Source organism: Parageobacillus sp. VR-IP (assembly GCF_013357975.1).
GTDB classification, from domain to species: Bacteria; Bacillota; Bacilli; order Bacillales; family Anoxybacillaceae; genus Saccharococcus; species Saccharococcus caldoxylosilyticus.
In genome coordinates, this window is the sequence record NZ_JABVYQ010000005.1 from 34501 (window position 1) to 58833 (window position 24333).

Sequence of the window (24333 nt, forward strand, 5' to 3'; positions counted from 1 at the left end):
TTTATGCCAACTCAAAATTTCAGAGTCGGGGAAATGCTGAATAAGCGCACCCGGAACTCAAAAACATGGATAAACTTCGATGGTTCATATACAACAGAGATTTATCCATACGATATTCACTACCAAGATGAAAATGGCAATTGGCACAACATTAACACTGACTTGTACGATGAAGCTGACCTTGACCAAATCGACTTTCCTGTTGCAAAAGAAGGCGCGGATGTGTTCCGTGTCATGAAAGACGCGGCGCAACGAATGAAAAAGAAAAACATTCTTGACCGTGATATGACGGACTATCAGGGATTGAAGGTGCCATTTGACTGTCGGATTCCAAAAAACTTTAAACGGGGGTATACGATCGGGAAAGGGTCGACCAAGCTGCGATTCATCCCGGTCGGAGCCAGCCCGGCGAAAGGTTATCTGGAGGAAGGAAAGAAGAACTGTGTTCACTATCAAGACGCATGGAATGACACGGATGTTTGTCTTGAAGTTATGCCGAACGGTGTAAAAGAGACGATCATTCTAAAGAGTGACCGTGCGCCTTTTTCTTTTTCATTTGAGGTGGATGGCCCGTTAGAGGATGATTTGACAGCCGGAAATTTAAAACTACAACCCGCATGGTTACAAGATGCTAACGGGGAAAAGAGAGATGTATCGCAAACGGTAAGGCGTGAAGGGGATAAAACGTTCGTTGATTTAGAAGCCGATGTTACGGGGCTAACCTACCCGATTGAGATTGACCCTACCGTAACAGCATCCTCTGCCGGTGCAGAAGCGTATATCAGTTCAAACAATCCTAATGGTCGGACTTATAATAGTGGTTCCGCTATGTCTGGTTATGATTACACCGGAACTGAATCGAGGGCATATTTCCGTTACGATACGTCAAGCATCCCATCTGACGCAATAATTACTAATTCAAGTTTTTCTATTACTTACACATCACAATATGAAGGTTCTGGAGCAGTGCATGAAGTTCACTATTTAGGTTCTGGTGTAGACCCTAGTACTGTTACATGGAATAATATGGCGTCATCTTACAATAATAAAGTTGGTTCTTTTTCGTCTGCAGGCACATCAGCTAATACTAGAATAACCATACCATTAACTTTACCGTCAAAAGTTGGTTCTTATACGGCTATTGGCGTAAAGAGAAGTGCAGTTCCAGCTCAATACCCTAAATATATATTTATATTAGGTTATTCTGGAGTTTCGACTAGTGACTATCCAACATTGACAATTACATATAACAGACTCCCAACCGCCCCAACCGTCACAAGCCCAAACGGCGGGGAAACGTGGAACGCGCAGCACACAATTACTTGGAATCCGTCAACTGACGCAGAGACGGCACAAGGATCTTTACGGTATCAAATTCAACTCACAACTGACAACAGACAAACTTGGAAAGACATCGTTCCTTTAACACCACCGGGCGCAACATCATTTGAGTATGATTTTACCAACGAACCGGAAACTTCACTTGCAAAAATCCGAATCCGTGCTTATGACGGCACATCATACGGCCCGTGGGATGAGAGCGATGGTGTCTTCACGATACAGCATAACGTTGCGCCGACTGTGCCAACGAATCTTTCACCAAGTGGAGGAACACCGAAAGACCGTGGTTCCGTGATTCGTCTATCTTGGCAACACAACGATGCAAACGGTGATCCGCAAGCACAATTCGATTTACAATGGCGGAAACAAGGGGATACAACGTGGAATGATGTTAGCCAAGTAACGACGAATCAGTATTGGGACGCTCCAGCTGGTACATTCCCGAAAGGAACAATCGAATGGCGTGTAAGAACATATGACCAAGCATGGTTATCAAGCCCGTATTCTGACATCCAAGCCTTTTTTGCAGGAGACAAGCCAGCGAATCCAACGATTATTGACCCTGCTAATGGTGCAATCGTTCCTGTTGCGAATCCAACTGTTCAATGGAGTTCTGTTGGGCAAACTGCTTATCATGTGAAGGTGTTGGACGGCAACGACAATTTATTGTGGGAACTTCAAGCAAACAGTACGAACAAAGCTCAAACGGTACTGTACGATTTGCAAAATAACACTGACTACAAAATTCAAGTGGCGATTAAAAATGCGGACAATTTGTGGTCGGATTTTGTAACGTCAAACATTCATGTTTCCTACACGCCGCCAGCAGTACCGATTGTTACAACTACAAAAGGAGAAGGGATTATTATTGTTTCGATTGATAACCCGACACCAACCGGAACGGAGCCGAATGTGTCTTACAACGACTTATATCGCCGGAAACAAGGCGAAACAACGTGGACACGAATCGCAACTAACATACCGGCGGATGCTTCTTTTATCGATTACACTCCTGCATCTGGACAAGTTTATGAATACTTTGTGCGTGCATGGGGCGACAACGGAACATATTCAGATAGCTCTGTGGTGAGCAAATCCATTTCATTGACTGGTGTATGGCTTCACGAAGCGGACAATCCTTTAGAAACACTGCACCAATTCAAACTCGTGAGTGATCGCAGCGAAAACTGGCAACCTACTGCGGCAATGATGCAATTTGCTGGTCGCAGGCTTCCAATCGCTGAATACGACGATACAGAGCAACGTTCTGTCAGCGTGAAGATAACCGTATTGAAAAATAGTGATGATCGAGAAGCTATTGAAAGGTTGATTCGTTCAAAAAATACACTTTGCTACCGTGATGCTAGAGGTAGAAAAATGTTCTGTCATGCATTCCAATTGCCGGTCGATGATGAGACATATGGAAACACTGTCAGCCTCACGTTTGAAGAAGTATCGTACACGGAGGAAGTATAGACATGTTGTCGTTAGCCAACTATCCTTATTCACGGCAGGAAATCATCGATGCGTTGCATGGAAAATACGGTCAAAGGCATTTCAAGTTTCGGTATGATTTGCTAGATATGAATGACAACAAAATCGGAGAATTGGATTCAGTTGTAGATGGGGAAGTCAGTATGGCTTCCCTTGATTCAATTAAACGGACAGCAAGGTTCAAGATAAAAGACAAAGGTGACATCAATTGGCTAACTGACCGTATTCAGCCTTTTGCTCTTTTGAGAATGAGAGACGGGAAATATATCGAGTTTCCACTCGGTATTTTTCTTTTGTCGAGTCCAACGAGGAAGGACGAAAACAAATCGGTGTATCGTGATGTAGAAGCATACGACGGTTTACTGATTTTGCGAGATGACAAGTTTGACACTCGCTATACGATTCCAGCAGGCACGAACTATCGGCAAGCGGTCATCGATATTCTTGCGAGTGCTGGCATAACAAAGCATAATATCGAGCAAACAGACAAGGTGCTACCTGTCGATGTGGAATTTGAGCCAGGAAAGGAAAAATTAAAAGCAATCAATGAGCTACTAACGGCCATCAACTATACACCTCTCCATGTCGATGTGTATGGATACTTCACTAGCATGACATATCGTAGTCCTTCCATCCGCACGGCGGAATACACATACAAGGATGACGAATTATCTATAATTTATGCTGGTATGGAAGAGGAATTGGACCTTTTCAATGTACCAAACAAATGGGTAGTCATATGCTCGAACGCGGAGCAGTCACTGATGTCATCGTACACTAACAGCAACCCGAACAGTCCGACAAGTACCGTAAATCGAGGTCGCACGATCGTTGACTATCGGGAAGTGACAGACATTGCCGATCAGCAATCTTTGGATGCTTATGTCCAGCGCATTGCTTTTGAAGCGTCGCAAGTATATGGAAAACTGACGTTTGAAACGGCGCTAAATCCGTTGCATGACTACATGGACGTATTGGAGGTTGACTATTCGCCTCTCGGTATCAAAGGCAAGTATGTTGAAACCGGATGGACAATGCCACTCAAAGCAGGTGCTCGAATGAAGCACGAAGTCCGCAAGGTGGTGTCTATATGATAGACCACGAGTTTTTTATTTCTGCATTCATGAACCCAAAACAAGAGAAAATCATTCAATTCGCGAGAGTGGATCCGAATTACACAAGTGGTCGCCCTCGTTTGATTTTTGACGGGGAAAGTACGGTGTCCGGCAAGGCGTATCCGTATTTGTCGTCGTATACACCTCAACCGAATGACAGAGTGATGGTAGTCAAAGGTGTTGTTGTAGGGAAAATTGTCTAGAAAGGTGTGATTCGATGGAACAACGTGTTGCAAAACTAGAAGCAGATGTGACGATGCTTCGTGATGACATGGTCGACGTTAAAACTCGTTTAGCGGTGGCGGAATCAAACATTAAAGACATGCGTGAAGATATTTCAGCGATCAAAAGCAACACAACATGGATTTTGCGTTTAATTATCGGCGGTATTGTAGGAGCGTTACTCACTTTTATCATTCAAGGAGGCGTTCAATGATGGAAACTATTCTTTCGATTGAATTTACGGCATATGTAGCGTTTGCTTTCCTGCTTTATGCGATTCGCCAAGCGTCCAACCTTCCTAACCGTTATATCCCGATTGTTGCAGCTGTACTTGGCGTTGCTTTCTCCATTTTAGAGAGCAGCGCTTTTTCTTTTGATGTGCTAATTAACGGTTTGCGATATGCCTTATATGGCATCGGTACGGTAGCGACAATCAAATATGCATTAGAGAAAGGGGAGGATAGATAATGGTACGTATCGTTCTTGACGCTGGACATGGTGGTCACGATCCTGGCGCAGTGGCTAACGGCTTGAGGGAGAAAGACCTTACACTTGCGATCGTGAAGCACATCGGGCGTATGCTCGCCGAATACGAAGGGGTGGAATTACATTACACCCGTACCGATGACCGATTCATAGAATTATGTGAACGTGCAGAGATCGCGAACAAATTGAAAGCGGATTTCTTTATTTCCGTCCATATCAACGCCGGTGGCGGAACCGGATTCGAAAGTTATGTATATAACGGTGGTGTCAGCGCGGCAACGATTGCTTATCAAAATGTGATTCATCAAGAAATCATGAAGGCGATTGGCGGAGTGCAAGACCGTGGCAAAAAACGCGCGGACTATGCGGTACTACGTGAAACGCATATGCCGGCTATCTTGACGGAAAACTTGTTCATCGACAATAAAAATGACGCAGCAAAATTGAAATCCGAACAGTTCATGCTTCAAATTGCATATGGTCATGTGGTTGGTCTTGAGAAAGCATTAGGATTAAAAAAGAAAGAGAATATAACAGTTCAACAACAAGTAAACCAACCGTCAAATAGAGGGCTGTTTAAAGTCCAAATTGGAGCCTTCTCATCAGAAGACAACGCCAAACGATTAGCGAGAGAAGCTAAGAGGAAAGGCTTTAATGTTTATATCGTTAAAGAATAGAGAGCCTACTCAACATTACAGAGTAGGCTTTTTTGTAATTTTTTTAAACTAAAAATAGCCCCTTTTCTTTAAAAAATGTATAAGTTATTTTAATATTTGAAGAAAAATGGATAAGAGGGGGATTTTATGGGTACAAAGAAAATTAACTTTGATTATTTTAAAGTATATGGACGTTGGTTTGAAAGAAATGAAAATGTTGAAAGGGAAGGATTATTTGACCTTAGTCCTATATTAGAACAGGCAGAAAATATTGAAATACCTGATCGAACATATTCATTTTATAATGATAGTGCTAGACTTCAAAATTTAGGTAAGAGAGGGGATTTATGGGCCCTACATTTTGTTCGAATGAGAAAAGATGATTCTGTTTCAATAACAACTGAAGATGGTGATTTAGATTTTCTGGAATTAGAAGAAGGTCAATATTTAGGTGAAGAAGTTTCGGCGCTTTACGATCCTAGTAACCAAGTAATAATGATTCAAAGGAACCGATACAGCTTGTCACCATCAGGAATTGCTCATTATTTTAACCAAGCATATAATGAGCCAGGACTACATATATTTCTGAAACCAATTGTTAGTCCGGAAGCGCTTGACCGAATTGATAGCGATGATCTATTTAGAGGAATAGAAATAAGTATTGCAGATTTTAAAAATGCTACAGATGATGTGAAAAAAACTTTAACAGGACTAACCCGAAACATTGAAGAAACACCAGACCCAGTGAATGTTAAGATTATTTTAAGCTTAGATAGAAAGTCTAAAAAAAGTAGTAGTATAAAAGGAATCTATGATTTATTAAATAAATTTTCAAAAGATGAGAATGTAAAAAAGATGGAAATTAGAAAAAAAGATGATGAGGAATCTCCAGTTGAAAAATTTGATTTAATCGAGGATCGTTTAGGAGACCATGCCTACTTTAAAATAGACAGAGAAAACCCTTTGGAACATGATAAGTTAATAAACAAAATGATTGAATTATATCGAGGCCGCAAGGAATATATAGACCAAATAACCATTTAATAAAGGTCGTGATAAAATGAGGATTTTCGAGAGGATTTATCCAATTGGAATTTCAATTATATTTGCCATTATTATTTATAATCAACATATTACATTTAATATCATCCCGAAAATTGAACCAGTACTTAATTCTGTTGTAACTGTAAGCTCAATTGTAATCGGCTTTTTAGCAGCAATGGTGTCGATTCTAATTGCTATCACTAATAGCAAAGTGATGAAACGTATTAGAGAAGGTAAAGCTGAACATTTATTAACATGTTATATTCGAGAAGCAATTATTTCTGGAATATTATTAGCTTTAGGTTCGACAATCGCATATTTATTTGTAGATTACGATGGTAAGAAAGCAGATCTAATATTTTCAGTTTGGTTTTTTATGGTTATTCATTTTTTACTCTCATCATTCAGAATATTAAATATAATGCTGAATATTCTTTCCACGATTCCTAAAGAATATAAAGAACATGAAAAAAAAGATTCAAAGATGGTTTATACACCAAAAAAAGAAAATGCTTTTAAAAAAGATAACACCACTTCTTGAAAATTACCCAAACCTACTAGTGAGCCCTTTTATTTCAGATTCATCAGCGGTGTACAAGGAATAGGATGTTCTAAACAACTGCCTATCTTAGTTGGTAGGCTCTTTTTTATGCAATCCACATTGGAATTATACCCTGCCTTCTGGCAGGGCTTTTTTATTTGGCTCTGTTAAAGATAATGTTGATATTTGAACCTTTCCGATGTGTAGTGCTTATTTAACTAACGGTCGGAAAGTTGAACATTGTTTAATATTGTCGTAATATTCAGATTATAATTAACCATAACAGTATTTAAACTTCAGGGGGATTTATATGCCTTTAAAAGTAGGAGATATAATTACGTTTGAACGGACTTTTACAGTAAGGGATGTTGAATTATTTACAGAGATTTCAGGCGATAAAGGGATTCACCATATTACTCCAGATGAACAGGGGAGACTTGTAGTTCAAGGATTACTAACGGCGACTCTGCCAACAAAAGTAGGTGGAGATTATAACGTACTGGCTCGTACGATGAATTTTGAGTTTTTAAGACCTGTATTTACGGGGGATACAATAATTTGTGAAGTGAAAATTGAAAAATACGAAAGGCAAGAAAATAATAGAACAGCTATTATTGCATCCTTTTTATGTAAAAATCAGAATGAAAAAGTAGTATTAAAAGGCAATTTTTCAGGTGTAATACTTTAAATTCTAACTGGAGCGTTAGAATGGGAAACCCTTAGAATATTGGGTTTCCCTAAATTATATCTGATTATCAACATTAAAATTTAACAGAGCGTTTTATTTTTTTGTGGAAATATTTATCATGGAGGTGACTATGTGTTCGAAATCGTTGGCAGATTGCGTTGTCCCATTTGTTCGGAGGCGGTTCAGCCAGACGAAAAAGTGTTTCTCGACATTATCAACACTGTGTCATTCATCAGAAATGTTACTACAAATCTCCGCGACGTAAACTCCCAATCAAAGATGAAGGTCCATTTCAGAAAATGCTTCTAAAATATCCCTTTTTCAACAAGGACGATGAAGATGATTCCATATGAAAAGCCCTTCTCATCGAGAGGGGCTTAAATACCTAACAATTGTTTTTTCTTCGCTTCAAATTCTTCTTCTGTTAAAATTCCTGCCTCTTTTAATTCGGCTAATTTTTTAATTTCATCAGCTGCACTTAATGATGATTTTGCTTCAGATTTTTTCCCAACGTTTTCTTTAACATGCTCAATAAATTTATCTACTTCCCCTTGATTAATCCACTTCATCTTGACCTTATTTCCTGAAGCGAAAAATGAGATAGAACGCCCTAACATGCCTTTACTAATCTCAAACGAGCTAATATTAGCATAGGGGAATACTTCCAAATCGTAACCAAACATCTTTTTACCATAAAACAAAATACGGCGATCTGTTGCCAGAAATACTCCATTTCTGAGAGTATCTTTTCCCATGATTTTTGTCTCATAAGCACCTAAAACACTCGCGACAATAGGTTCATTTGGCTCCAAATATTGAGACGCTTCTTTAACCAACTTATCAATTTTCGCCATTTTCGTGTTCCTCCTCAATTAATTCTTCCATTGTAACTCCTAAAAGCTTGGACAGTTGATATGCCTTAATCAAATCTGGCTGCGTTTTATTATTTACCCAGCTTGAAAAGGTCTGTATAGACACACCGCACTGTTTAGCAAGTGCTTTATGTTTTAGTCCTTTTTCCGCAGCCCAATAGGCAATTCTGTTCCGATACATATGTATTCACCTACTTAAGTATTACCCATTCGACAAGAATGGACAAATTCCTGTTCAAGAATTCTGGAATAAAAATTAAAGAAAATTAGAAGGACAAGATATATTGGACAATCTCTCCCGAATACTCTTTACCATACCAAACAGAATTCCACGTAGCATACCTGAATTCCTTCAAATCAGCCAATCATGCAAGATTTCAGAGAAAAAGGGAATGAGGGGAGGAACGTCAGTTGGAACATGAAGGGGGATTGCGGAGCATCTTCCAGGCTTACGCTGAATATCGAAAACGACATCGGAAAATGAACGAGTTTGAATATCTTGATCGCACACCATACTTGCATAGTTCAGACTATCTTCGTGAATTGTATCGCGGCGCGGACACGAAGGAGAAGAAACAGAAGCTATTCGACTACATCCAGCGTTTTGAAGTGAATGATAAAGAGTTCAAAGGATATTATTCGCTTTATGAACGGATCGGCAGGGAGCTGGGGCACATCGAGGATGACAAAGAAGAATACATTCAGATTCCCAAGTCATTGATCGCGGAGTACGCAAGACAGATGATGGATGACGAGGATTTTGTGAAATACAACATGAGGAGGCAGCGAAAATGATCGAAGTGATCGGCGGAGGGCTTGTTCTGATCGGAATAGCTTACGCGGAGAACAAAGGATGGGTAGACAAGGAAAGCGTGTCTTTCGTGCTCAATGTGGGAATGCAAGCGGGAATATGCGCGAGCTTGTTCTACTTCTTACACAAGTTGTCTATTTTGTTCTTGTGACATGTTCCCGCGCATATTCCCCTGCAGACGGAGAGTGGGTCCATTTGAAACCCTATTACCATGCGTATGAACGAGCTTTCGGGAATATTCCCGATGATTGGGATATTATCTCTTTTTTCTGGAGGTGTTTTTCTTGTTCGAATTGTTAGCGATCCCTGTCCTTGCTGGTTCAGCAGCAATCTTGTCCGGAGTTAAGAACAAGCAGAAAGAGAAACGAGTAATTGATACCGTATTTCGTAATTTGAAAGTCGGAGCGGTCGAGGGGAAGGAGTTTGTCTATCCGAAACTTGTTGCAACAGAACAAAAGGACTACTGTGTGCGTTATGTGTATCGCGTACCGTTAGGGCTACCTAAAAAAGCGTTGGAACCAGTCGAAGAAATACTTGCTGCCACTCTAGATCGCCCAGTTGAAGTCACGTTCAAGAAGTGGTTATGCATCGACATTTTCAACAACGACATTCCGGCAAAAGTGCCGTATAGCGAAGCTCCAGACATGAAAGGCTGGGTTGTGCCACTTGGCTGCAATGAGAAAGGTTGGCACTTCCACGACTTCGACAAAACTCCGCATTGTACCATAGCGGGAACCACACGATTCGGAAAAACAGTCATGCTAAAAAACATGATGACCTACCTCATCGAGCATCACCCAGAAGATGTAGAATTCCTCATACTCGACATGAAAGGTGGTCTAGAATTTGGTCGATATCGAAACCTCAAACAAGTCATCGAAGTGTCCAGCAATCCATTCGAAGCCTTTGAAGCACTGCGCATTGTCCAAACATTCATGGAGCAGCGCATGAGGGAGTTTTGCCAAAATGGATGGTCTAACATTGTTGATACACCGATCAAGAAGCGATTGTTCGTCATTGTTGACGAAGGAGCGCAGCTCGCGCCAGACAAATTCATGATAAAAGAACAAAGAGATATGCTTGCCGCATGTCAACATATTCTTGGAGAAGTTGCACGTATCAGCGGCGCTCTTGGACTCCGACTCATCTTCTGTACACAATATCCTACTAGCGACACGTTACCTCGGCAGATCAAACAAAATGCAGACCTCAAAATCACCTATCGGCTTCCTGCTGGCTACGCATCGATGGTTGCAATCGACGACTACGGAGCAGAAGAGCTTCCATCGGATATTCCAGGCCGCGCAATCGTGAAAACGCATGAATTACGCATTGTACAAACACCTTTTATTTCCGATGACGAAATGATGAAAAGGCTGGGGGTGTACCGCGTTGCTAAAGTTAGAAAAACTCAGCGAACGGCAAATGAAGATACTATATGCTTTGAATAACCTAGGTGCATTAAGCCGTTCGCAAGTTCAATATATGTTCGACCTGGGAAGCAAACGTAATGCGAATCGGGTGCTGCAGTCCATACGCGATTACGTGAACCGCAAAGCGTTAAAAGAATATGTATATTACTTAAACAAAAAAGGCGCAGAAATGATAGGTGGCCAAGTGATTGTGACAGGAAACAGCCCACTGCAGCATATTGTCATGCGCAACGACATCTATATCTTCTACCACTATCCGCAGGACTGGAAGCCGGAAGCGAAAACAAGGTGGAAAGAAGGTGGCAAGGAATACAGCGTTGTATCTGACGCGCGGTTCACGTATCATGGGCAGATATACTTCTTGGAAGTCGATATTCAGCAAAAGATGGCTGAGAACAAACGGAAAGTCGAGAAGTACGCGTATTTGTTCCGATTCATACAATGCCAGCAGATCGGGGAACCAATTTTGCTGTGGTACACAGTATCTCAAGAGCGGAAAAAACGCCTAGAGAAATGGTGTAGGCAACATGAAATTCCGCATGAGGTGTTGTGTAAGCAGGATTTTTGAGGAGAATAAAAAGCAGAGGCAATCTTATTAAGACCTAAATTTAAAAAGCTAAAAAAAATAAAGGAGAGCACATATTAGTCATGTATAATATGTGTTCTCCTTTTATAAAGCCGAGTTAGTTGAAAAAGGATCATTTGAGTAAAAGAAAACTCTACCCAAATATTGATAAATTTTATTAGTTAGTTAGGAATTAGATTTCGAAAAAAACCATTTCATCATTGAGGGAGTAACAATCGTTGTAACCAGAATCACAACAACGATGACAGCAAACATATCTTGCGTTAGCAGTTTAGATTCTAAACCAATAGTTGCAATAATTAGTGCTACTTCCCCCCTGGACACCATTGCTGAACCTATTCCCAGTGAGCTATTCCAATTGAATCCAGCCAACTTTGCTCCAACAGATGCACCAATTAATTTTGTTAGTATAGCTATAATACTTAATAAAACAATTAGACCTAAATTTTGAGTAATACCAGAAAATTGGGCAGTGACACCAATAGAAGTAAAGAATACAGGAACAAAGATAGAATAACTAATTGTTTCAACCTTCTCAAATATCTCATGTTTGAAGTTTGTTACACTGATAGCCACACCTGCTATATATGCTCCGATTATTGCCGCGACACCTGTGTATTCTGCTAGGTATGCATAAACAAAACAGATAATTAGAGCAGACGAAATTACAGTTTCTGTTACTTTTAATGATGAAAACTTATTCAAAAACCAAGGAACTACTTTCCAACCAACCAAAATGGCTCCTGCGAAAAATAATATTTTTTTTAAAATAACCGTGGTTAAATTAACATCTCTACCAACAAAACTCATTAAGAATGCCAAAGCAATAATTCCTACCACATCATCGATAACAGCTGCTCCTAAGATAGCGGCTCCTTCGCGGCTATTTAATTGATCCATCTCTTTAAGTGCCTGAACAGAAATACTTACACTGGTAGCCGAAAGCAATAGCCCTAAAAACAAGGATTGCATCGTGGTAAGATTCAACATTATTCCGACAAAGTAGCCCAAAACAACTGGTACGATAATGCCACCAAAACCTACGAAAGTGGAGGCTTTCCCAGTTTGTTTAAATTCATTAATATCTGTTTCCAACCCAGCAATAAACATCAGCAAAATAACACCGATTTGACTTAATTCTGCCAAGGTTTCTGTCTCGTTCACTAATCCTAAAACCGATGGTCCTAGTACAATTCCAATCAGGAGTTTACCAAGAACTGAAGGCTGTCCCAATCTAACACTTAGGCTCCCAGCTATTTTGGCAGCAACTAAAATGATGGCTAACTGAAGTATTAACACCTAAAAATCCCCACCTTTCATTAATATTATTTATGATTTTCTTCAAATAAAAAGAGCCTGTCACTAAGGGACATAGTTATCCCTTGGTGACAGACTCCTCCTCAAATACAATATTATTAACAATTTTATTGAAATTATATCGTACTTTAGATAAGATTTCAATATTCATTACTTTTCCGCTGTATGAACTAAACTATCCTTTCCTTCTCAGCTAAAAAAGATTATTGCATATTCATATCCGGCAATTTGTTTCACCGGAACGAAAAGAAAAGCTGGGTGCTTGGTGCAGGGAGTATGTTGTTAAATATGAAGTGTTATGCAAGTAATAGTGAGTAAAAAAGAAGGTGGAGTAAGATTCCCACCTTCTTAACCTCTAATGCAAAATCGAAAATAATTTTGCACGGATTTTGCACGATATAAAAGGAAATATCCATTTATCCATTGAAATATCAATCGTTTTTGACACATGGTTATTATCCTGCCGAGGGGGGTGGCTTGATTGAGCAAAGTATGGTGGTCCATGCAGGATCTCAAAGAGCGTACTGGATACAGCGAGGACTGGTTGAAAGAAAATATCCTTCTTCATCCTCGCTACCGACAAATGCTTGATTTAGAAAACGGCGGTTTTGTGTACTACCCTGAGAAGAAGGGTGAACGCTGGTGCTTCATCGCTTCGCGGATGGAAGAATTCCTGGAAAAGTATTTTCGCGACATATTCATGAAAAAGAACACAAAATAAAATTACGTGACGTCGTGGAAAATGAAGATCCTCGAAAGGTGTGCTCAACTTCGGTCAGACCTCCGTGGTCTAAAAATCAACACTCAAATTTAACAGAGAGTTTGTTAAAATAAAGAAGGCCGGACTCATACTCCGGCCTTCTTTATTACCCATTAATCATGCGATTTATAAAGTAGTTGTAGAAATTGTATTTATGTTACTCTACCTACCGGATCGGGAAAAACGACGACTTTATATGCTTTGCTGCGGATTTGTCAGGAAAAGTGGCATCGCAATGTCATCACCTTGGAAGATCCGGTCGAAAAGCGGATTGACAATCTATTGCAAGTGCAGATTAACGAAAAAGCGGGAATTACGTATGCGGTTGGCTTGAAAGCCGCGTTGCGCCATGATCCGGATGTGATTATGGTATGAATTGCAGAAATGTTGATTTATCAATGATTTTATGGCTATTGCATATCTATTTACCCACATTTTACCCACCAAACGATGAATCTAAATATTTCTCTAATTTCAATACGGCTTCGTCCTCTTGTTTGCGGGAGACATGCAAATAAACGTCAGCAGTCATGTTTATTTTAGTGTGTCCAAGCCGGTCGCTGACTGTTTTGATATCCACTCCACTTTCCAATAGCATAACCGCGTGGGTGTGGCGGAGTGCGTGCGGACCGAATTTATTAAGATTTGCTTTTTCAGCCATATTCTCTAAAATTGAATTTATTTTCCACTCATGATACGGAACGCTGTACCGATCAACCAACACATAATTGTTAAACTGGTATCTTCCGAACTGTAATTTGTTTTTTGCTTGCCACAATTGAAATTTTTTTAATTCTTTCGTGAGCTTATTGTCCATAGAAATCACTCGGTTACTTTTCTTCGTTTTTGGTGGGAAGGTTCCGAGGTGGTTTCTATTTTTGTTTATGGCCATTAATTTATTGTCAAAATCTATGTCATCCCACGTAAGAGCTAATAACTCGCCTTTTCGTAACCCCGTACGCAGCAAAATAAAAACAGCCATGTATTCGTCAAATTCGAATGTTTTTGCCACCATCAAAAGTTTTTGTACTTCTTCTTTGGTAAGGAATTTTATTTTCTCTTCCTCATTGCCTTTGGAAATAGAGATGCCTTGAAATTTATTCCGATCGATGATTCCATGCTCCACTGCTTTGTTTATGATCGTCATAAACAGTCCATGTATGCCTTTTACGGTACTTTCTTTTAATGTTTCTAACTCTTTATTGATAAACGCTTGGTACTGCGCTCTCGTTAGTTTTTGTAACTTGTAGTTACCTAACGCAGGGATGATATGATTATACAATCGTGTTTTTCGTGTCTTGCGTGTGGTTTCTCGCCACTGTCCCTCATACAGTTCTAAATACTGTTCAATCCAATCCTTTACGGTAATGTCGCTGTTTTTTACTACGTCGACATCACCAACGAACAATTTCTTCTCCACTTCCGCAGCAGCTAATTCTGCTTCTTTTTTTGAAGCAAAACCGCGTTTCGATTTTTCTTTTATTTTCCCCGTTACCGGATCCGTGTACTTTATACGATATTCATACATGTACTTTTTGGAGTTTTTGTTTTTGTACTTTCTGATACTAGCCATGATCATCCCCTCCAACGAATAAATTAAATTTTTGATACCAAAATTTCTTATTCATCTCCTCTCTAAACATTACAACGTTGCGATTATATAGGTTGATGTTACAAATATTTCATGTGTTGGACGCGGTTTTTTATTTGCTCTAATCGCTCCTCGCATAACTCTGGGGTTACCTTGAACATATTGGCCATATGCTCAATTATGTGTGGCTCGTCCCAGTCAATGAACTTCAACATGTGAAAGGGAATAGCAGCATATTTCGTAAAATGATTTGCATCCCGTTCCTGTAGCTCACGAAAAGCCTCTGGCATCATGCTCTGGACTCCGACATGACGGAGAATGTGACATAGCTCATGGAAGAAGGCTTCTCGCTTTTCCTCTTTCGATAGTCGTGAGTCGACGACAATACAGCGAAAGCGGCCCACAACTTGATGTGTTGATGGAAAAGGTTTTTCACGCAAGAAAATGTTCATCGTTTGAGCAATAAACGATGGATCGATTTGATAAGGATAAAAAATGTTTAGTCGTGTATAAAACTTGGTCACCCAGTCTTCCAACGCGGTCGTGTAGTAGCGGCGTAGCTCCATAATTGTCCCCCTCCTAAGGATATTATAGGAACAAATGTTTGGTTTAGCAATAAAAAGAAAAAATCCTCTTAGTTGGAAGAGCTTTAATTTTTGTTACGACAAATATGATAATGGGGGACGTTTTGCACTTGACCTATTTACTTACAGAAAACCGTGATAAATCAAGTTCCATTTTAGGGGGGAGTGTTGGTATGGTTTTTCGTGAAATTTAAGTAAGTATTGTTTGGAGTAACAAAAATATATATGTGATTAAATTAAAAAAAGAGCCTGCTAACGGGCTCTTAGAAAAAATTATTCAATGTAACAAAACGACTGAGGTGGATGAAAGTTTGTAAATAATTCTACTGGAGAAAGGGGTTTTTCGTATTTTTTAGTTTCACGTATTTTAATTGCATAGCCTCTTTCTTTGTTTTGGAAATAAGATTTAAAACGTTCGTAGCTTATTCCAGAAGCTTGATGAGTTTTGTTCCATAAGTCCTCAATTGACTCATTTAAAATGCAATCAATTTTAAGCTCACCAACAATTTTCCCAACCGGTTTGGTACTATAGACAACAATAGTATCGATATCTGTTTTTTTGAAGATATTTTTGCGATATTCATATTTTTTTTCTCCACTGAAAATCTTATCGACGAACTCTGGTTTGATTGATAATAAAACTTTCATTGACACCACCTAATTTAACAATTCTTTCGAACTGTTGTTCTGTAAGCCTCATTATACCCCAATAAGCTTTTCTGTCAAGTCCACATAGTTCAATTAAATCTTTGCGAATTAGTCTTTTACTCAATGCCAAATTGTAAGTCATTTTTAACACATATAGCTTTTTCTCATTGAAAAAGCTTGTTAACTCATTTTGATTAAAAACACTGTATTTCGAACAGTACTCTAAGAAATCATCTAAAGAATCAAAATCATTTTTAGTTTTTAATTCTTTTAAAACGCATATTGAAGTCGCTACTGATCTATATTCTGCACGTTTTGGTATATCTGTGGTTCTATAGATGACAATTGGATCACCTGGTTTGATATCTAATACACCATCCATCAAACAAATATAGACTTTCTCTATACTATTGGTATGTGAAATATCTTTTATCAAATCATAGCCGGATTCATTATGTAAAATCGAATCAGGGAAGAGCCTTGTATGATACTTAGGATAGATACTAAGTAAATAAGGAGTGGTATTACCAATCGATACTAATGGATAATCTTTTAAAATATCGCCGGTGAACTTGTTTAAATCTTTTAACATTACTGACTCTGTGCCGTTACTAGTTGTTTTCCAACCAACATGTTCAAAACCGTACTTCTTTAGCAATTCTATAAGAGATTTGTGTTTTTCAAAAACAGTTACATATAATTCTTTTATATCATTAACAACAGCGTGATCTAGAGCTTTTTTAATAAATCGTTCTCCTAATCTTGTTCCATGTGGATTGATTTTTAGAGTGCCAATTTTAATACGTTTGTTTTTTGGAAGTGGGGGAGTAATGTCTGTTAAAGCTTCATCCTCTATTTTTAAGTATAGAAACGCTTGAATCCCATTTTCGTCTTCATAGTAATAAGCTTTGTCATTGGCTTTTTTTCTGAACCATTCTTCAAATTCTTTATAATCTTCTTTAAGTGAGTCGAAGAATGGATCAGATAGATTAATGTTTTTGAAAAAATCATATTTAAAGAAATCGCTTTTACCCATGTAATTTATCCCCCTTCTATTAATCTATTTTTTGAATACTAAACAAATTATCAAGATAATTATGTATTGATTCATCTGGATTATTTACATCATAAACAAAATAAGGCACTGATAATTTCTGACTAACGAATTTGGAATAATTTAACTCTATATTTTGCATCTTTTGAAGCAGTAAGATGTCATATTTTACTTTATCTCTCTGAATAAGACGAGAATAGATTCTTTCGGGATCATCTTTTAAAACAATAATGGCTTGTGGTGAAATATCTAAAAATGTATCAAATGGAATTTGAGTTACATCTTTTTCTGGTGTTAATAAGCAAAAATGTCCATCTAAGAAAAATGGCTTATCATTGAAAGTGATAGTGTTCAACGCATTAATTAGAATATTTTGATTGGATTGAACATCTTCAACTTCTTTTTTATCGAATTGTTGTTTCTTGAATTCTGAAATTAAAGAACTACAAGAAAAATGTTCTGTATTGTATTTTTGTTTTAACTGATTACAAAAATAACTTTTGCCTACGCCGTGTATTCCACCGACAAAAATAATCTTTCGCACAAAAATCTCCCCTTATTAAGAGTGTGCAAAGTTATTTCATATTCTGTGATTTTATTCTTCGAGCGCTGCTGAGGTTTAAATAATTTGTTTTATTTCCCTTAAGCAGTATTCGATTGATCCTCAATACTATCCCTCCCATAAAATAATAAAGGCATCTAAAATAAACAAATGCGCCTGTTTATCTTAGATGCCTTATCCTAGATGCATTAATCTTTTTTATTTTTCTCTTTCAGAAGTAATGATTATTACTTTAATAAAGGTCCTCTTGACATCTATCTTTCACATGCATAACCATCTTTGTCTCTATCCATCTTTGGCTGATAAGCTGGATGGCTCGATGGAACTCCGTTTGGATAAACTTTTCTCAGTTCTGTACAGTTTGCAAAATACTCATTTCCTCCACTAGATGCAGGTGTGCTGGTATTGTTTGTATTACTGTTCGAATCGCTATTTGAACTGCGACTTGAGCTACTATGATTTGAGCTACTATTTGAACTGCTGCTTTTAGCTGATGATGACGATGATGAAGCAGTGCTGCTGTTAGATTGTTTTGGATCTAAATCGCCCTTTGTGGTTCCATATTCACCGTATGCCCACAATCCTTTATTTGCCTCGCGTGCTTCACGAGCGAACTTTCTGAAGTAATCAGCATATTTTACATCAGGCGGGTACGTAGATGGTTCTGCGTATCCGTTTAAGACAAGATCGGCATTAAACATTTTAGAGCGAATTTCTTTTTCACTCATATCATCATTCGGAACTTGCAGCCAAACGATTCTCAATAACCGGCCATATCTGTCGGTTTCAGAAACATCTTTTTGCAGCCAAACTGTTTTTCCAGCTAGTTTCGAAGATGTATAGTTACTTGCTTCTTTTCCATATTGTTCATGTCTAGTTGTTGATTCTGGCGTATTCACACCGATGAGACGAACCTTTCTTCCGTCGGTAAGTTCGAAAGTGTCACCATCGACGATTCTCGCAACAGTTACAGCTTCTAAACGAAATTTTTTCGCAAGGTTTTCTTGTTGTTTCTTAGCAGCTTCTTGCTTTTCTTGTTCTTCTTTTTGCGCTTTTTGTTTTTCTTCATCATTATTTACAGATGCAGTAGCTGCCGGTACAACTTTGCTATCATTGTTTTTATTTTCTTCACTAGCTTCTTTACTGGTTTCTTGTTTACTAACGGTTTTTTCAGATTTTGCTGTTTCTATTTGAGGTTGAGGCGAGATCAATAAAAAGATAATAGATAATACCAACGAAGCAGCTGTAATACCGGAGAATCTTTTCCACATTACATTTTTCCGGATAAGCATAACTATTGTCGTAATTAAGAAGTATACGAATGAACAAAGTAATAAACTGGCTAGAGTATAGAGTGGTTCCTTAAAAGAGAACCAAAACAGTGCAAGGAAAAATCCATTCACTATAGCAAAAACAGGCCAATACAGTGTAAGGTTGTATTTTGTTCTTGCAAATGAAAAATAAAATCCAGCAATAACAGCAACAAGTCCTAATACTCCTAGGATGTTCAGAACAGTCCATTTCAAGATTTGATAAATGACAGAAATAATAATAATCAACAACAGTAATGAACCAATCGTACCTTTACTCTTATTCCTTGCCAATTTCTTCACCTTCTTCCGAGTATTATATATCTAGTAAAATCTAACTACAAAAATAGTAAAAAAATTTATTATAATATTCAAGATAAATTTACGTTTTGTTTAAATAAAAAGATAAAAAGACACCGAAGACTTAATATTTAGCCCTCGGTGTTTTCATCAACAATTGCTGCATTAATTTAGTTTTTGTTTTCTGGTCATATCCCATTTTTTCTATAAAAAATAAAGACACCAGAACTAAATCAATCTTCGGTGTCTTCACTTGCTGCTTTATTCTTTTCTTTTGCCTTATGAACAACCCACTCGAAGTGTTTTATGATCTCCTCAATCTCTTCCTCCGATAGGCTTTTCCACTTCTCGATATCGAAGAAGCCCATTTGTTCAATGCCGTATTTTTTGATGAGCTGATTAATTTTTGCAAGCGTATTTAATTCCTCTGGAATATCATCCGTTTCTGGCGGATTTGGATTATCCGTGCGACCGAGGAGGTAGTCAGCACTAACTTCGAATAAATCGGCTAATTTATTTACCGTGTCTAATTGAGGTTGTTTAGTGCCCCGTTCATACGCTGTATATGTTGTTCGTGCTACCCCAACAAGGTCGGCGACATATTCTTGAGTCCACTTTGGGTTTTCTTGTTTTTTCTTCTCGCGTAAATGTTTTAACCTTTCTCCAAAGGTTTTCATACTATCACCACAATCTACCTAATTATACTAATTATTATAAAGTTACCTACAGAAACTTTAAAGCGGAATTAAAAAATGTTCCTAAAAGGATAAAAAAGTGTTGACGTGTTACTATAAGGGACATATAATAAAAACAAAAGTTACTAAAAGGAACAAAAGGTGGTGAAATTAATTGAGAATATGGCTTAAAGATTTACGTGAAAGAAAAGGGATGACTTCAAAGTCAAGTTGCTGAAAACTGTGAAATCTCAAGAAGTTATTACACTCATATTGAAAATGGGACAAAAACACCAACTGTTAAGGTTGCTAAGAAGATTGCTTCAGTTCTCGATTTTAGCTGGACAATTTTTTTTAAAGATGAATGTTCCTTTAAGGAACGTGATGGAACAGCATCAGCCTAAGGAGGCTAACAGAGATATTTGTTAGGCAGGTGAAACACCATGTTGACCGTACAATTGGATGAGAAGCAGATAGAAAAACTGTTCCTAGACGAACTCAAAAAACGGCTCGATCAGTTAGAACATCGCCACACATTTTGGGATATGAAAGAGCTCTGTCGCCAAACATGCATGAGCGAGAACAACATAAAGGAAAAATTCTTTTATGATCCGCGTTTCCCAAAGTACAAAATCGGCGGTAAATGGTATTTCCCAGCAAAAGAATGTGAGGAGTTTTTAATTGCATGGATTAAAGAGCAACCGACTGCTTAAGTAAGCTTCTCTATCCATAGCATATCATGCAAATTTGTAAAGATTGGTAGAAAGGAGACAAGTGAAGATGAAATGTGGTAGAGCCGCCGACGCGGTCAAAGCCGCACGGAAAGCGGCGAAAATGACTCAGCAGCAGCTATCCTTTGAAATCTATGAATCTCGCGAATCTGTGTCGCATCAAGAAAACGGCCGATACAGGGTGCAGCCGAATATCTCGAAATACTTTGCAGAAAAGCATAACAATCCGTGGGTTGCACTCGAGGCAGCGGCAGAATACACCGGATGGGGACCTGTGAAACTGGATGGAGAAATGGTCGATCTCCATCGGGCGAGTGTAGCGATGAAAACGCGTGAAGAACTCACCGAAGCACTTGAAGCGATCGAAAGCGTTTGTGTCGCCAATCATCCTCGATCCATACGAGAGTTTGACAAACAGCGTCTCGAGGAAGCTGTCTTACAGGCAATCGATGCCATTGTCGCACTCACTCAATACGTTGCTGTCATTTGCATCGAATACGGCTTTTCTTGGTTCAAGATGTGGCAAAAGCATCGTGCGAAACTTCAAGCGAAAGGATTCATCCGAAAATGAAGAAAGGGGAAAGCAAAATGATGAAACTGCCAAATTTAGCGGAGATGACGGATATTGAAGCGATTCATTAGTACACCAGCGAGTTTTTGCGACTCTCGTGTGAAAGGCAGCTGAATAGTGAATACGGCAAAGCGCTTTTAGAGTGGAAAAAACAATTAAATGCACGCCTGGAGAAGTCGAAAAAGGAGTGGTGGTAATGTACGCAGTACTTTCGGCAAGCCGTCTATGAAAGCATCGGAAATTCGGAAAATCTGTGCGGAACTACGAAGCAATCCAACACTGTTGACGGCGTTAGAGTTAGCAGCGAAAGAAAAACTTTATCAGCAATTCGTACTAAAAGAAAAAGCAGTAAGCTGATCGCTCACTGCCATTGTTAAAACCAGCCCGAAATTTAAGTTCATTGTATCATCATTTGCAGAACAAGGCAAGTTCGGCAAGCTAATGCTTGTCGACGGCAGTGCAAGCCGGCGGGTGTGTCCCCAGCCTGCCAGCATGCTTGCACTCCGGTCGATGTGCATTAGCACATTTGATCCAGATTCGAAAGGAGGAATCAAACATAGCGAGACAACACATTTCTGTACATGTAGACATGTAGGAACTAGACTATGCATCCGCAATATAGTGAGAGGATGGTAACAAGTGACCAGGGAGGAGAAAAAACAGATTCGCTTGCAAATTACTAAGCTGCTGGATACGCATTGTTCTTCATGCAGAGAGCGTAATGAAAGCAGAAACAGCTTATGTCTAACGACTTGTCCCATCGGCAAGCAAATGCGTCAGTTGTCATCCATGCTAGAGCAGGACCATATTTCAGAAGGAACAAAGAGAACAGGAAAATGGACCAACGAAGAAGAGCTTTACTTATGGCACCATCAACACATTTTGACGATTAATCAGCTGGCAGAAGAATTGAATCGAGATAAGAAATCTATCTACAACAAGCTTTGGCGGTTGAAAAAGAAAGGCGGTATCCAACACGTTAGCTAGAAAGGAGGTTAATATTGAAGCACCCATTACAATGTATGCTTCATGAAAAAATATGCTATTTGAGGTGGAATTCGCAACAAAAGAAAATGGCCATTTCCAAACGATTCACACAGCACTTGTATATGCCTTGAGTGTTTCTGAGTGCCGTCAAATTGCCTTGGAAATAGCCGATCAGCTTGGAAACAGTGATATACAGTTTTTCATTTCGGAATTTATTAACTAACTTCGATAATGCCACAATAGATAGCGTTTTTCAAGGGAAGGGGGGTTCAAAATTATATGTCAACAAGACTTCTTTTAGATGAAAAGCCGTTGGTTATATTGCCTTCGTTGGCAGCGGAAATCGGATTGAACGAAGCAATCATATTGCAGCAACTACATTACTGGCTACAGGAAAGTACTAACATACATGACGGCTACAAATGGGTCTATAACACATACGAAGAATGGCGAGAACAGTTTCCTTTTTGGTCCATCAGCACGATTCGCCGTATTATCACGAAGTTGGAAGAAAAGGGGCTTATTATTGTCGGTAATTTTAATAAGTCCAAAATCGATAAAACAAAATGGTATCGCATTGATTATGAGAAGCTTACTCAGCTTGAACAGAGGACTGCTCAATATGACGCCTCGACTGTTCAAAATGAGCAGTCGACTGACGAAATCGACAGTCCATCTGTTCAAAATGAGCAGTCCATCTGCTCAAATTGGACAGACGATCTGCTCAATTTGAACAGACCAATACCAGAGATTACTACAGAGAATACTACAGAGATAAATAAAGAAGTAGTAGTAGAAACATCCGCGCGCGAATCAATAAATCCATTTGTCTTTTTTGAACAAAATGGTTTTGGAGTGATTGGCAGTTACATAGGTGAGAAAATTGCAAACTGGATTGCCGACACATCGGAGGAATTGGTCTTAGAAGCTATGAAAATAGCAGTTGAAAATGGCGTGAAAACATGGAAATACGTCGAATCCATTTTGCGTGACTGGTCCGAAAAGGGATATCGAACAGTCGAACAAGTTCGCGCTGCGCAAATGGCTTTCAAAGAACAGCAAGCAAAAAAACGAAATGGCTCTAACGGATCTAAAAAGCCAATGCGAACGGAAATGATTCCAGATTGGCTGAATACCGACTATTCGCAATACGAAAACAACAAAGAGTCTGATGATCCAGAAGAGTTAGAGCGAAAGCGGCGTGAGTTGGAAGAACGACTGAAAAAATACCACGATAGCGAATAGGTGAACGATATGGGATACCCATTTTGGATTCGCCTGGAATACCGGAATGATGTCGGAACGATTATTGGCTTTACCGGCAACATCCGTTCCGAAACTGATTTGCCTGATATCTTGGAGAGATACGGGATTACAAAATCGAACCTCGTCACGGTGTGCATAAACAGAAAAGCGTACCCTGCATCAAGGTTAGATCGATTCTTTTCCACCTAATAAGCGGAAGGAGGAATGACCTTGGGATTGCTGCTGAAGCATGTATTGATTCAGCGTCTGCGTCGGAAAGGTGTTTTTCTAGCAGCGGATGGAAGGGCATTTTCTAAACTGACGCTGGAAGAAATTCAGCGGGAATACGAACGTGTAGAAGGGGAGGGGCACGATGGATTGGTCCAAGGCGACGCTCAAGCAACTAGTGACCATTCTACGCTATGAAGATTGCCCTGCTTGCTACAAGCAGCTGGCACGCAATGAAATCAAACGTCGATTGGAGGAGATTGCATGAGTCGTAAATCATTACACGGTCCAGTCACGATTAGTTATCTGACACTGGAGGAATTGGAAGCTTACCGAAAACGTCCTCGTCCAAAATATTACGACCATGACAATCGCCGGTCGATTGATTGGCGCTGGCCGAAAAATCGAAAGCGGACGAAATAAAAAAGCCGGGATTTCTCCCGACCGCCCACCACAATTATACCATATGTGGAGGGGTTCCG

At 39.1% G+C, this 24333-nt stretch carries 32 protein-coding genes and 2 pseudogenes; 23 read left to right on the forward strand and 11 right to left on the reverse strand.

What is annotated here, in order from left to right; all coding sequences use genetic code 11:
* Positions 1 to 3: 3 nt before the first annotated feature.
* The 9 genes from HT574_RS13105 (at position 4) to HT574_RS13145 (ending at position 7587) form a co-directional block, all read left to right on the forward strand.
* Entirely contained in the window at positions 4 to 2817 is a 2814-nt protein-coding gene (locus HT574_RS13105) for a DNRLRE domain-containing protein (protein ID WP_175244950.1), read from the forward strand.
* 2 nt (positions 2818 to 2819) lie between these two features.
* Positions 2820 to 3929, forward strand: coding sequence for a hypothetical protein (locus HT574_RS13110; protein ID WP_175244951.1), 1110 nt, complete (start codon positions 2820 to 2822; stop codon positions 3927 to 3929).
* Positions 3926 to 4153, forward strand: a complete 228-nt coding sequence (locus HT574_RS13115) for a hypothetical protein (RefSeq protein ID WP_175244952.1) — start codon at positions 3926 to 3928, stop codon at positions 4151 to 4153. The genes HT574_RS13110 and HT574_RS13115 overlap by 4 nt, the downstream gene beginning before the upstream one ends.
* 14 nt (positions 4154 to 4167) lie before the next feature.
* Positions 4168 to 4386 carry a hemolysin XhlA family protein gene (locus HT574_RS13120; RefSeq protein ID WP_175244953.1) on the forward strand — a complete coding sequence of 73 codons (219 nt, stop codon included), beginning with the start codon at positions 4168 to 4170 and terminating at the stop codon, positions 4384 to 4386.
* Positions 4383 to 4640, forward strand: a complete 258-nt coding sequence (locus HT574_RS13125; protein ID WP_175244954.1) for a phage holin family protein — start codon at positions 4383 to 4385, stop codon at positions 4638 to 4640. The genes HT574_RS13120 and HT574_RS13125 overlap by 4 nt, the downstream gene beginning before the upstream one ends.
* Entirely contained in the window at positions 4640 to 5335 is a 696-nt protein-coding gene (locus tag HT574_RS13130; RefSeq protein ID WP_175244955.1) for an N-acetylmuramoyl-L-alanine amidase, read from the forward strand. Before HT574_RS13125 ends, HT574_RS13130 begins: the two co-directional genes overlap by 1 nt.
* 126 nt (positions 5336 to 5461) lie before the next feature.
* Positions 5462 to 6358, forward strand: a complete 897-nt coding sequence (locus tag HT574_RS13135; protein ID WP_175244956.1) for a DUF6731 family protein — start codon at positions 5462 to 5464, stop codon at positions 6356 to 6358.
* Between the two features lie 16 nt (positions 6359 to 6374).
* A complete protein-coding gene (locus tag HT574_RS13140) occupies positions 6375 to 6899 on the forward strand; it encodes a hypothetical protein (protein WP_175244957.1) in 525 nt (174 codons plus the stop codon).
* A 310-nt stretch (positions 6900 to 7209) separates the two neighbouring features.
* A complete protein-coding gene (locus HT574_RS13145) occupies positions 7210 to 7587 on the forward strand; it encodes a hotdog domain-containing protein (protein WP_175244958.1) in 378 nt (125 codons plus the stop codon).
* A 377-nt stretch (positions 7588 to 7964) separates the two neighbouring features.
* Here the strand turns inward: HT574_RS13145 and HT574_RS13150 are convergent, their stop codons facing one another.
* Positions 7965 to 8441: a PH domain-containing protein gene (locus tag HT574_RS13150; RefSeq protein ID WP_017435161.1), complete on the reverse strand. Its 477-nt coding sequence runs from the start codon at positions 8439 to 8441 to the stop codon at positions 7965 to 7967.
* A complete protein-coding gene (locus HT574_RS13155; protein WP_017435162.1) occupies positions 8428 to 8640 on the reverse strand; it encodes a helix-turn-helix transcriptional regulator in 213 nt (70 codons plus the stop codon). Before HT574_RS13155 ends, HT574_RS13150 begins: the two co-directional genes overlap by 14 nt.
* Positions 8641 to 8870: 230 nt before the next feature.
* Between HT574_RS13155 and HT574_RS13160 the strand changes: the two genes are divergently transcribed.
* The 4 genes from HT574_RS13160 to HT574_RS13175 all read left to right on the forward strand — a co-directional run bounded on the left by HT574_RS13160 (position 8871) and on the right by HT574_RS13175 (position 11271).
* Complete coding sequence (locus HT574_RS13160; RefSeq protein WP_175244959.1) at positions 8871 to 9254, forward strand: hypothetical protein; 384 nt, start codon at positions 8871 to 8873, stop codon at positions 9252 to 9254.
* Positions 9251 to 9421, forward strand: coding sequence for a hypothetical protein (locus HT574_RS13165; RefSeq protein ID WP_171698550.1), 171 nt, complete (start codon positions 9251 to 9253; stop codon positions 9419 to 9421). The genes HT574_RS13160 and HT574_RS13165 overlap by 4 nt, the downstream gene beginning before the upstream one ends.
* A gap of 124 nt (positions 9422 to 9545) precedes the next feature.
* Positions 9546 to 10721 carry an FtsK/SpoIIIE domain-containing protein gene (locus HT574_RS13170; RefSeq protein ID WP_309138304.1) on the forward strand — a complete coding sequence of 392 codons (1176 nt, stop codon included), beginning with the start codon at positions 9546 to 9548 and terminating at the stop codon, positions 10719 to 10721.
* Positions 10663 to 11271, forward strand: coding sequence for a replication-relaxation family protein (locus tag HT574_RS13175; protein ID WP_254698675.1), 609 nt, complete (start codon positions 10663 to 10665; stop codon positions 11269 to 11271). The genes HT574_RS13170 and HT574_RS13175 overlap by 59 nt, the downstream gene beginning before the upstream one ends.
* 183 nt (positions 11272 to 11454) lie before the next feature.
* Here the strand turns inward: HT574_RS13175 and HT574_RS13180 are convergent, their stop codons facing one another.
* On the reverse strand, positions 11455 to 12588 hold the full coding sequence (locus HT574_RS13180) for a cation:proton antiporter (protein WP_175244961.1): 1134 nt from the start codon (positions 12586 to 12588) through the stop codon (positions 11455 to 11457).
* Between the two features lie 499 nt (positions 12589 to 13087).
* On the opposite strand from HT574_RS13180, the gene HT574_RS13185 reads away from it, so the two are divergent.
* Positions 13088 to 13327 (forward strand): DUF771 domain-containing protein, encoded by a 240-nt coding sequence (locus HT574_RS13185; RefSeq protein ID WP_254698676.1) that lies wholly within the window; start codon positions 13088 to 13090, stop codon positions 13325 to 13327.
* A 189-nt stretch (positions 13328 to 13516) separates the two neighbouring features.
* Positions 13517 to 13738: pseudogene (locus HT574_RS13190) on the forward strand (ATPase, T2SS/T4P/T4SS family); the annotation flags it as partial.
* 64 nt (positions 13739 to 13802) lie between these two features.
* Here HT574_RS13190 and HT574_RS13195 read toward each other — a convergent pair.
* The 7 genes from HT574_RS13195 to HT574_RS13225 all read right to left on the reverse strand — a co-directional run bounded on the left by HT574_RS13195 (position 13803) and on the right by HT574_RS13225 (position 20092).
* Entirely contained in the window at positions 13803 to 14945 is a 1143-nt protein-coding gene (locus tag HT574_RS13195; RefSeq protein WP_254698677.1) for a tyrosine-type recombinase/integrase, read from the reverse strand.
* A gap of 92 nt (positions 14946 to 15037) precedes the next feature.
* The gene (locus tag HT574_RS13200) at positions 15038 to 15523 is read right to left on the reverse strand and encodes an ImmA/IrrE family metallo-endopeptidase (RefSeq protein ID WP_175244962.1); all 486 of its coding nucleotides are present in this window, start codon (positions 15521 to 15523) and stop codon (positions 15038 to 15040) included.
* A 291-nt stretch (positions 15524 to 15814) separates the two neighbouring features.
* Positions 15815 to 16189: an ASCH domain-containing protein gene (locus HT574_RS13205; RefSeq protein ID WP_175244963.1), complete on the reverse strand. Its 375-nt coding sequence runs from the start codon at positions 16187 to 16189 to the stop codon at positions 15815 to 15817.
* Entirely contained in the window at positions 16149 to 17225 is a 1077-nt protein-coding gene (locus HT574_RS13210; RefSeq protein ID WP_175244964.1) for a GNAT family protein, read from the reverse strand. Before HT574_RS13210 ends, HT574_RS13205 begins: the two co-directional genes overlap by 41 nt.
* Before the next feature lie 19 nt (positions 17226 to 17244).
* Positions 17245 to 17787 carry an ATP-binding protein gene (locus HT574_RS13215; RefSeq protein ID WP_175244965.1) on the reverse strand — a complete coding sequence of 181 codons (543 nt, stop codon included), beginning with the start codon at positions 17785 to 17787 and terminating at the stop codon, positions 17245 to 17247.
* Between the two features lie 272 nt (positions 17788 to 18059).
* Positions 18060 to 19409: a thermonuclease family protein gene (locus tag HT574_RS13220; RefSeq protein WP_254698678.1), complete on the reverse strand. Its 1350-nt coding sequence runs from the start codon at positions 19407 to 19409 to the stop codon at positions 18060 to 18062.
* Positions 19410 to 19648: 239 nt separating this feature from the next.
* The gene (locus HT574_RS13225) at positions 19649 to 20092 is read right to left on the reverse strand and encodes a helix-turn-helix domain-containing protein (RefSeq protein WP_175244966.1); all 444 of its coding nucleotides are present in this window, start codon (positions 20090 to 20092) and stop codon (positions 19649 to 19651) included.
* 172 nt (positions 20093 to 20264) lie between these two features.
* Here HT574_RS13225 and HT574_RS13230 point away from each other — a divergent pair.
* From HT574_RS13230 to HT574_RS13240, 3 genes and pseudogenes are all read left to right on the forward strand, one after another.
* Positions 20265 to 20493 (forward strand): annotated as a pseudogene (locus HT574_RS13230) (helix-turn-helix transcriptional regulator).
* Positions 20494 to 20532: 39 nt separating this feature from the next.
* Positions 20533 to 20802 (forward strand): hypothetical protein, encoded by a 270-nt coding sequence (locus HT574_RS13235; RefSeq protein ID WP_175244967.1) that lies wholly within the window; start codon positions 20533 to 20535, stop codon positions 20800 to 20802.
* Between the two features lie 67 nt (positions 20803 to 20869).
* Positions 20870 to 21391 carry an XRE family transcriptional regulator gene (locus HT574_RS13240; RefSeq protein ID WP_175244968.1) on the forward strand — a complete coding sequence of 174 codons (522 nt, stop codon included), beginning with the start codon at positions 20870 to 20872 and terminating at the stop codon, positions 21389 to 21391.
* A 320-nt stretch (positions 21392 to 21711) separates the two neighbouring features.
* On the opposite strand, the gene HT574_RS13245 is transcribed toward HT574_RS13240, so the two are convergent.
* A complete protein-coding gene (locus tag HT574_RS13245) occupies positions 21712 to 21885 on the reverse strand; it encodes a hypothetical protein (protein WP_175244969.1) in 174 nt (57 codons plus the stop codon).
* Between the two features lie 145 nt (positions 21886 to 22030).
* Here HT574_RS13245 and HT574_RS13250 point away from each other — a divergent pair, with 145 nt between their 5' ends.
* The 5 genes from HT574_RS13250 (at position 22031) to HT574_RS13270 (ending at position 24274) form a co-directional block, all read left to right on the forward strand.
* A complete protein-coding gene (locus HT574_RS13250; RefSeq protein WP_175244970.1) occupies positions 22031 to 22378 on the forward strand; it encodes a zinc-finger domain-containing protein in 348 nt (115 codons plus the stop codon).
* 279 nt (positions 22379 to 22657) lie between these two features.
* Entirely contained in the window at positions 22658 to 23623 is a 966-nt protein-coding gene (locus HT574_RS13255; RefSeq protein WP_175244971.1) for a DnaD domain-containing protein, read from the forward strand.
* A gap of 9 nt (positions 23624 to 23632) precedes the next feature.
* Positions 23633 to 23833, forward strand: a complete 201-nt coding sequence (locus tag HT574_RS13260; protein ID WP_175244972.1) for a hypothetical protein — start codon at positions 23633 to 23635, stop codon at positions 23831 to 23833.
* Between the two features lie 15 nt (positions 23834 to 23848).
* Positions 23849 to 24049, forward strand: a complete 201-nt coding sequence (locus HT574_RS13265) for a Fur-regulated basic protein FbpA (RefSeq protein WP_254698679.1) — start codon at positions 23849 to 23851, stop codon at positions 24047 to 24049.
* A gap of 66 nt (positions 24050 to 24115) precedes the next feature.
* Positions 24116 to 24274, forward strand: coding sequence for a hypothetical protein (locus HT574_RS13270; RefSeq protein ID WP_175244974.1), 159 nt, complete (start codon positions 24116 to 24118; stop codon positions 24272 to 24274).
* Positions 24275 to 24333 lie beyond the last annotated feature (59 nt).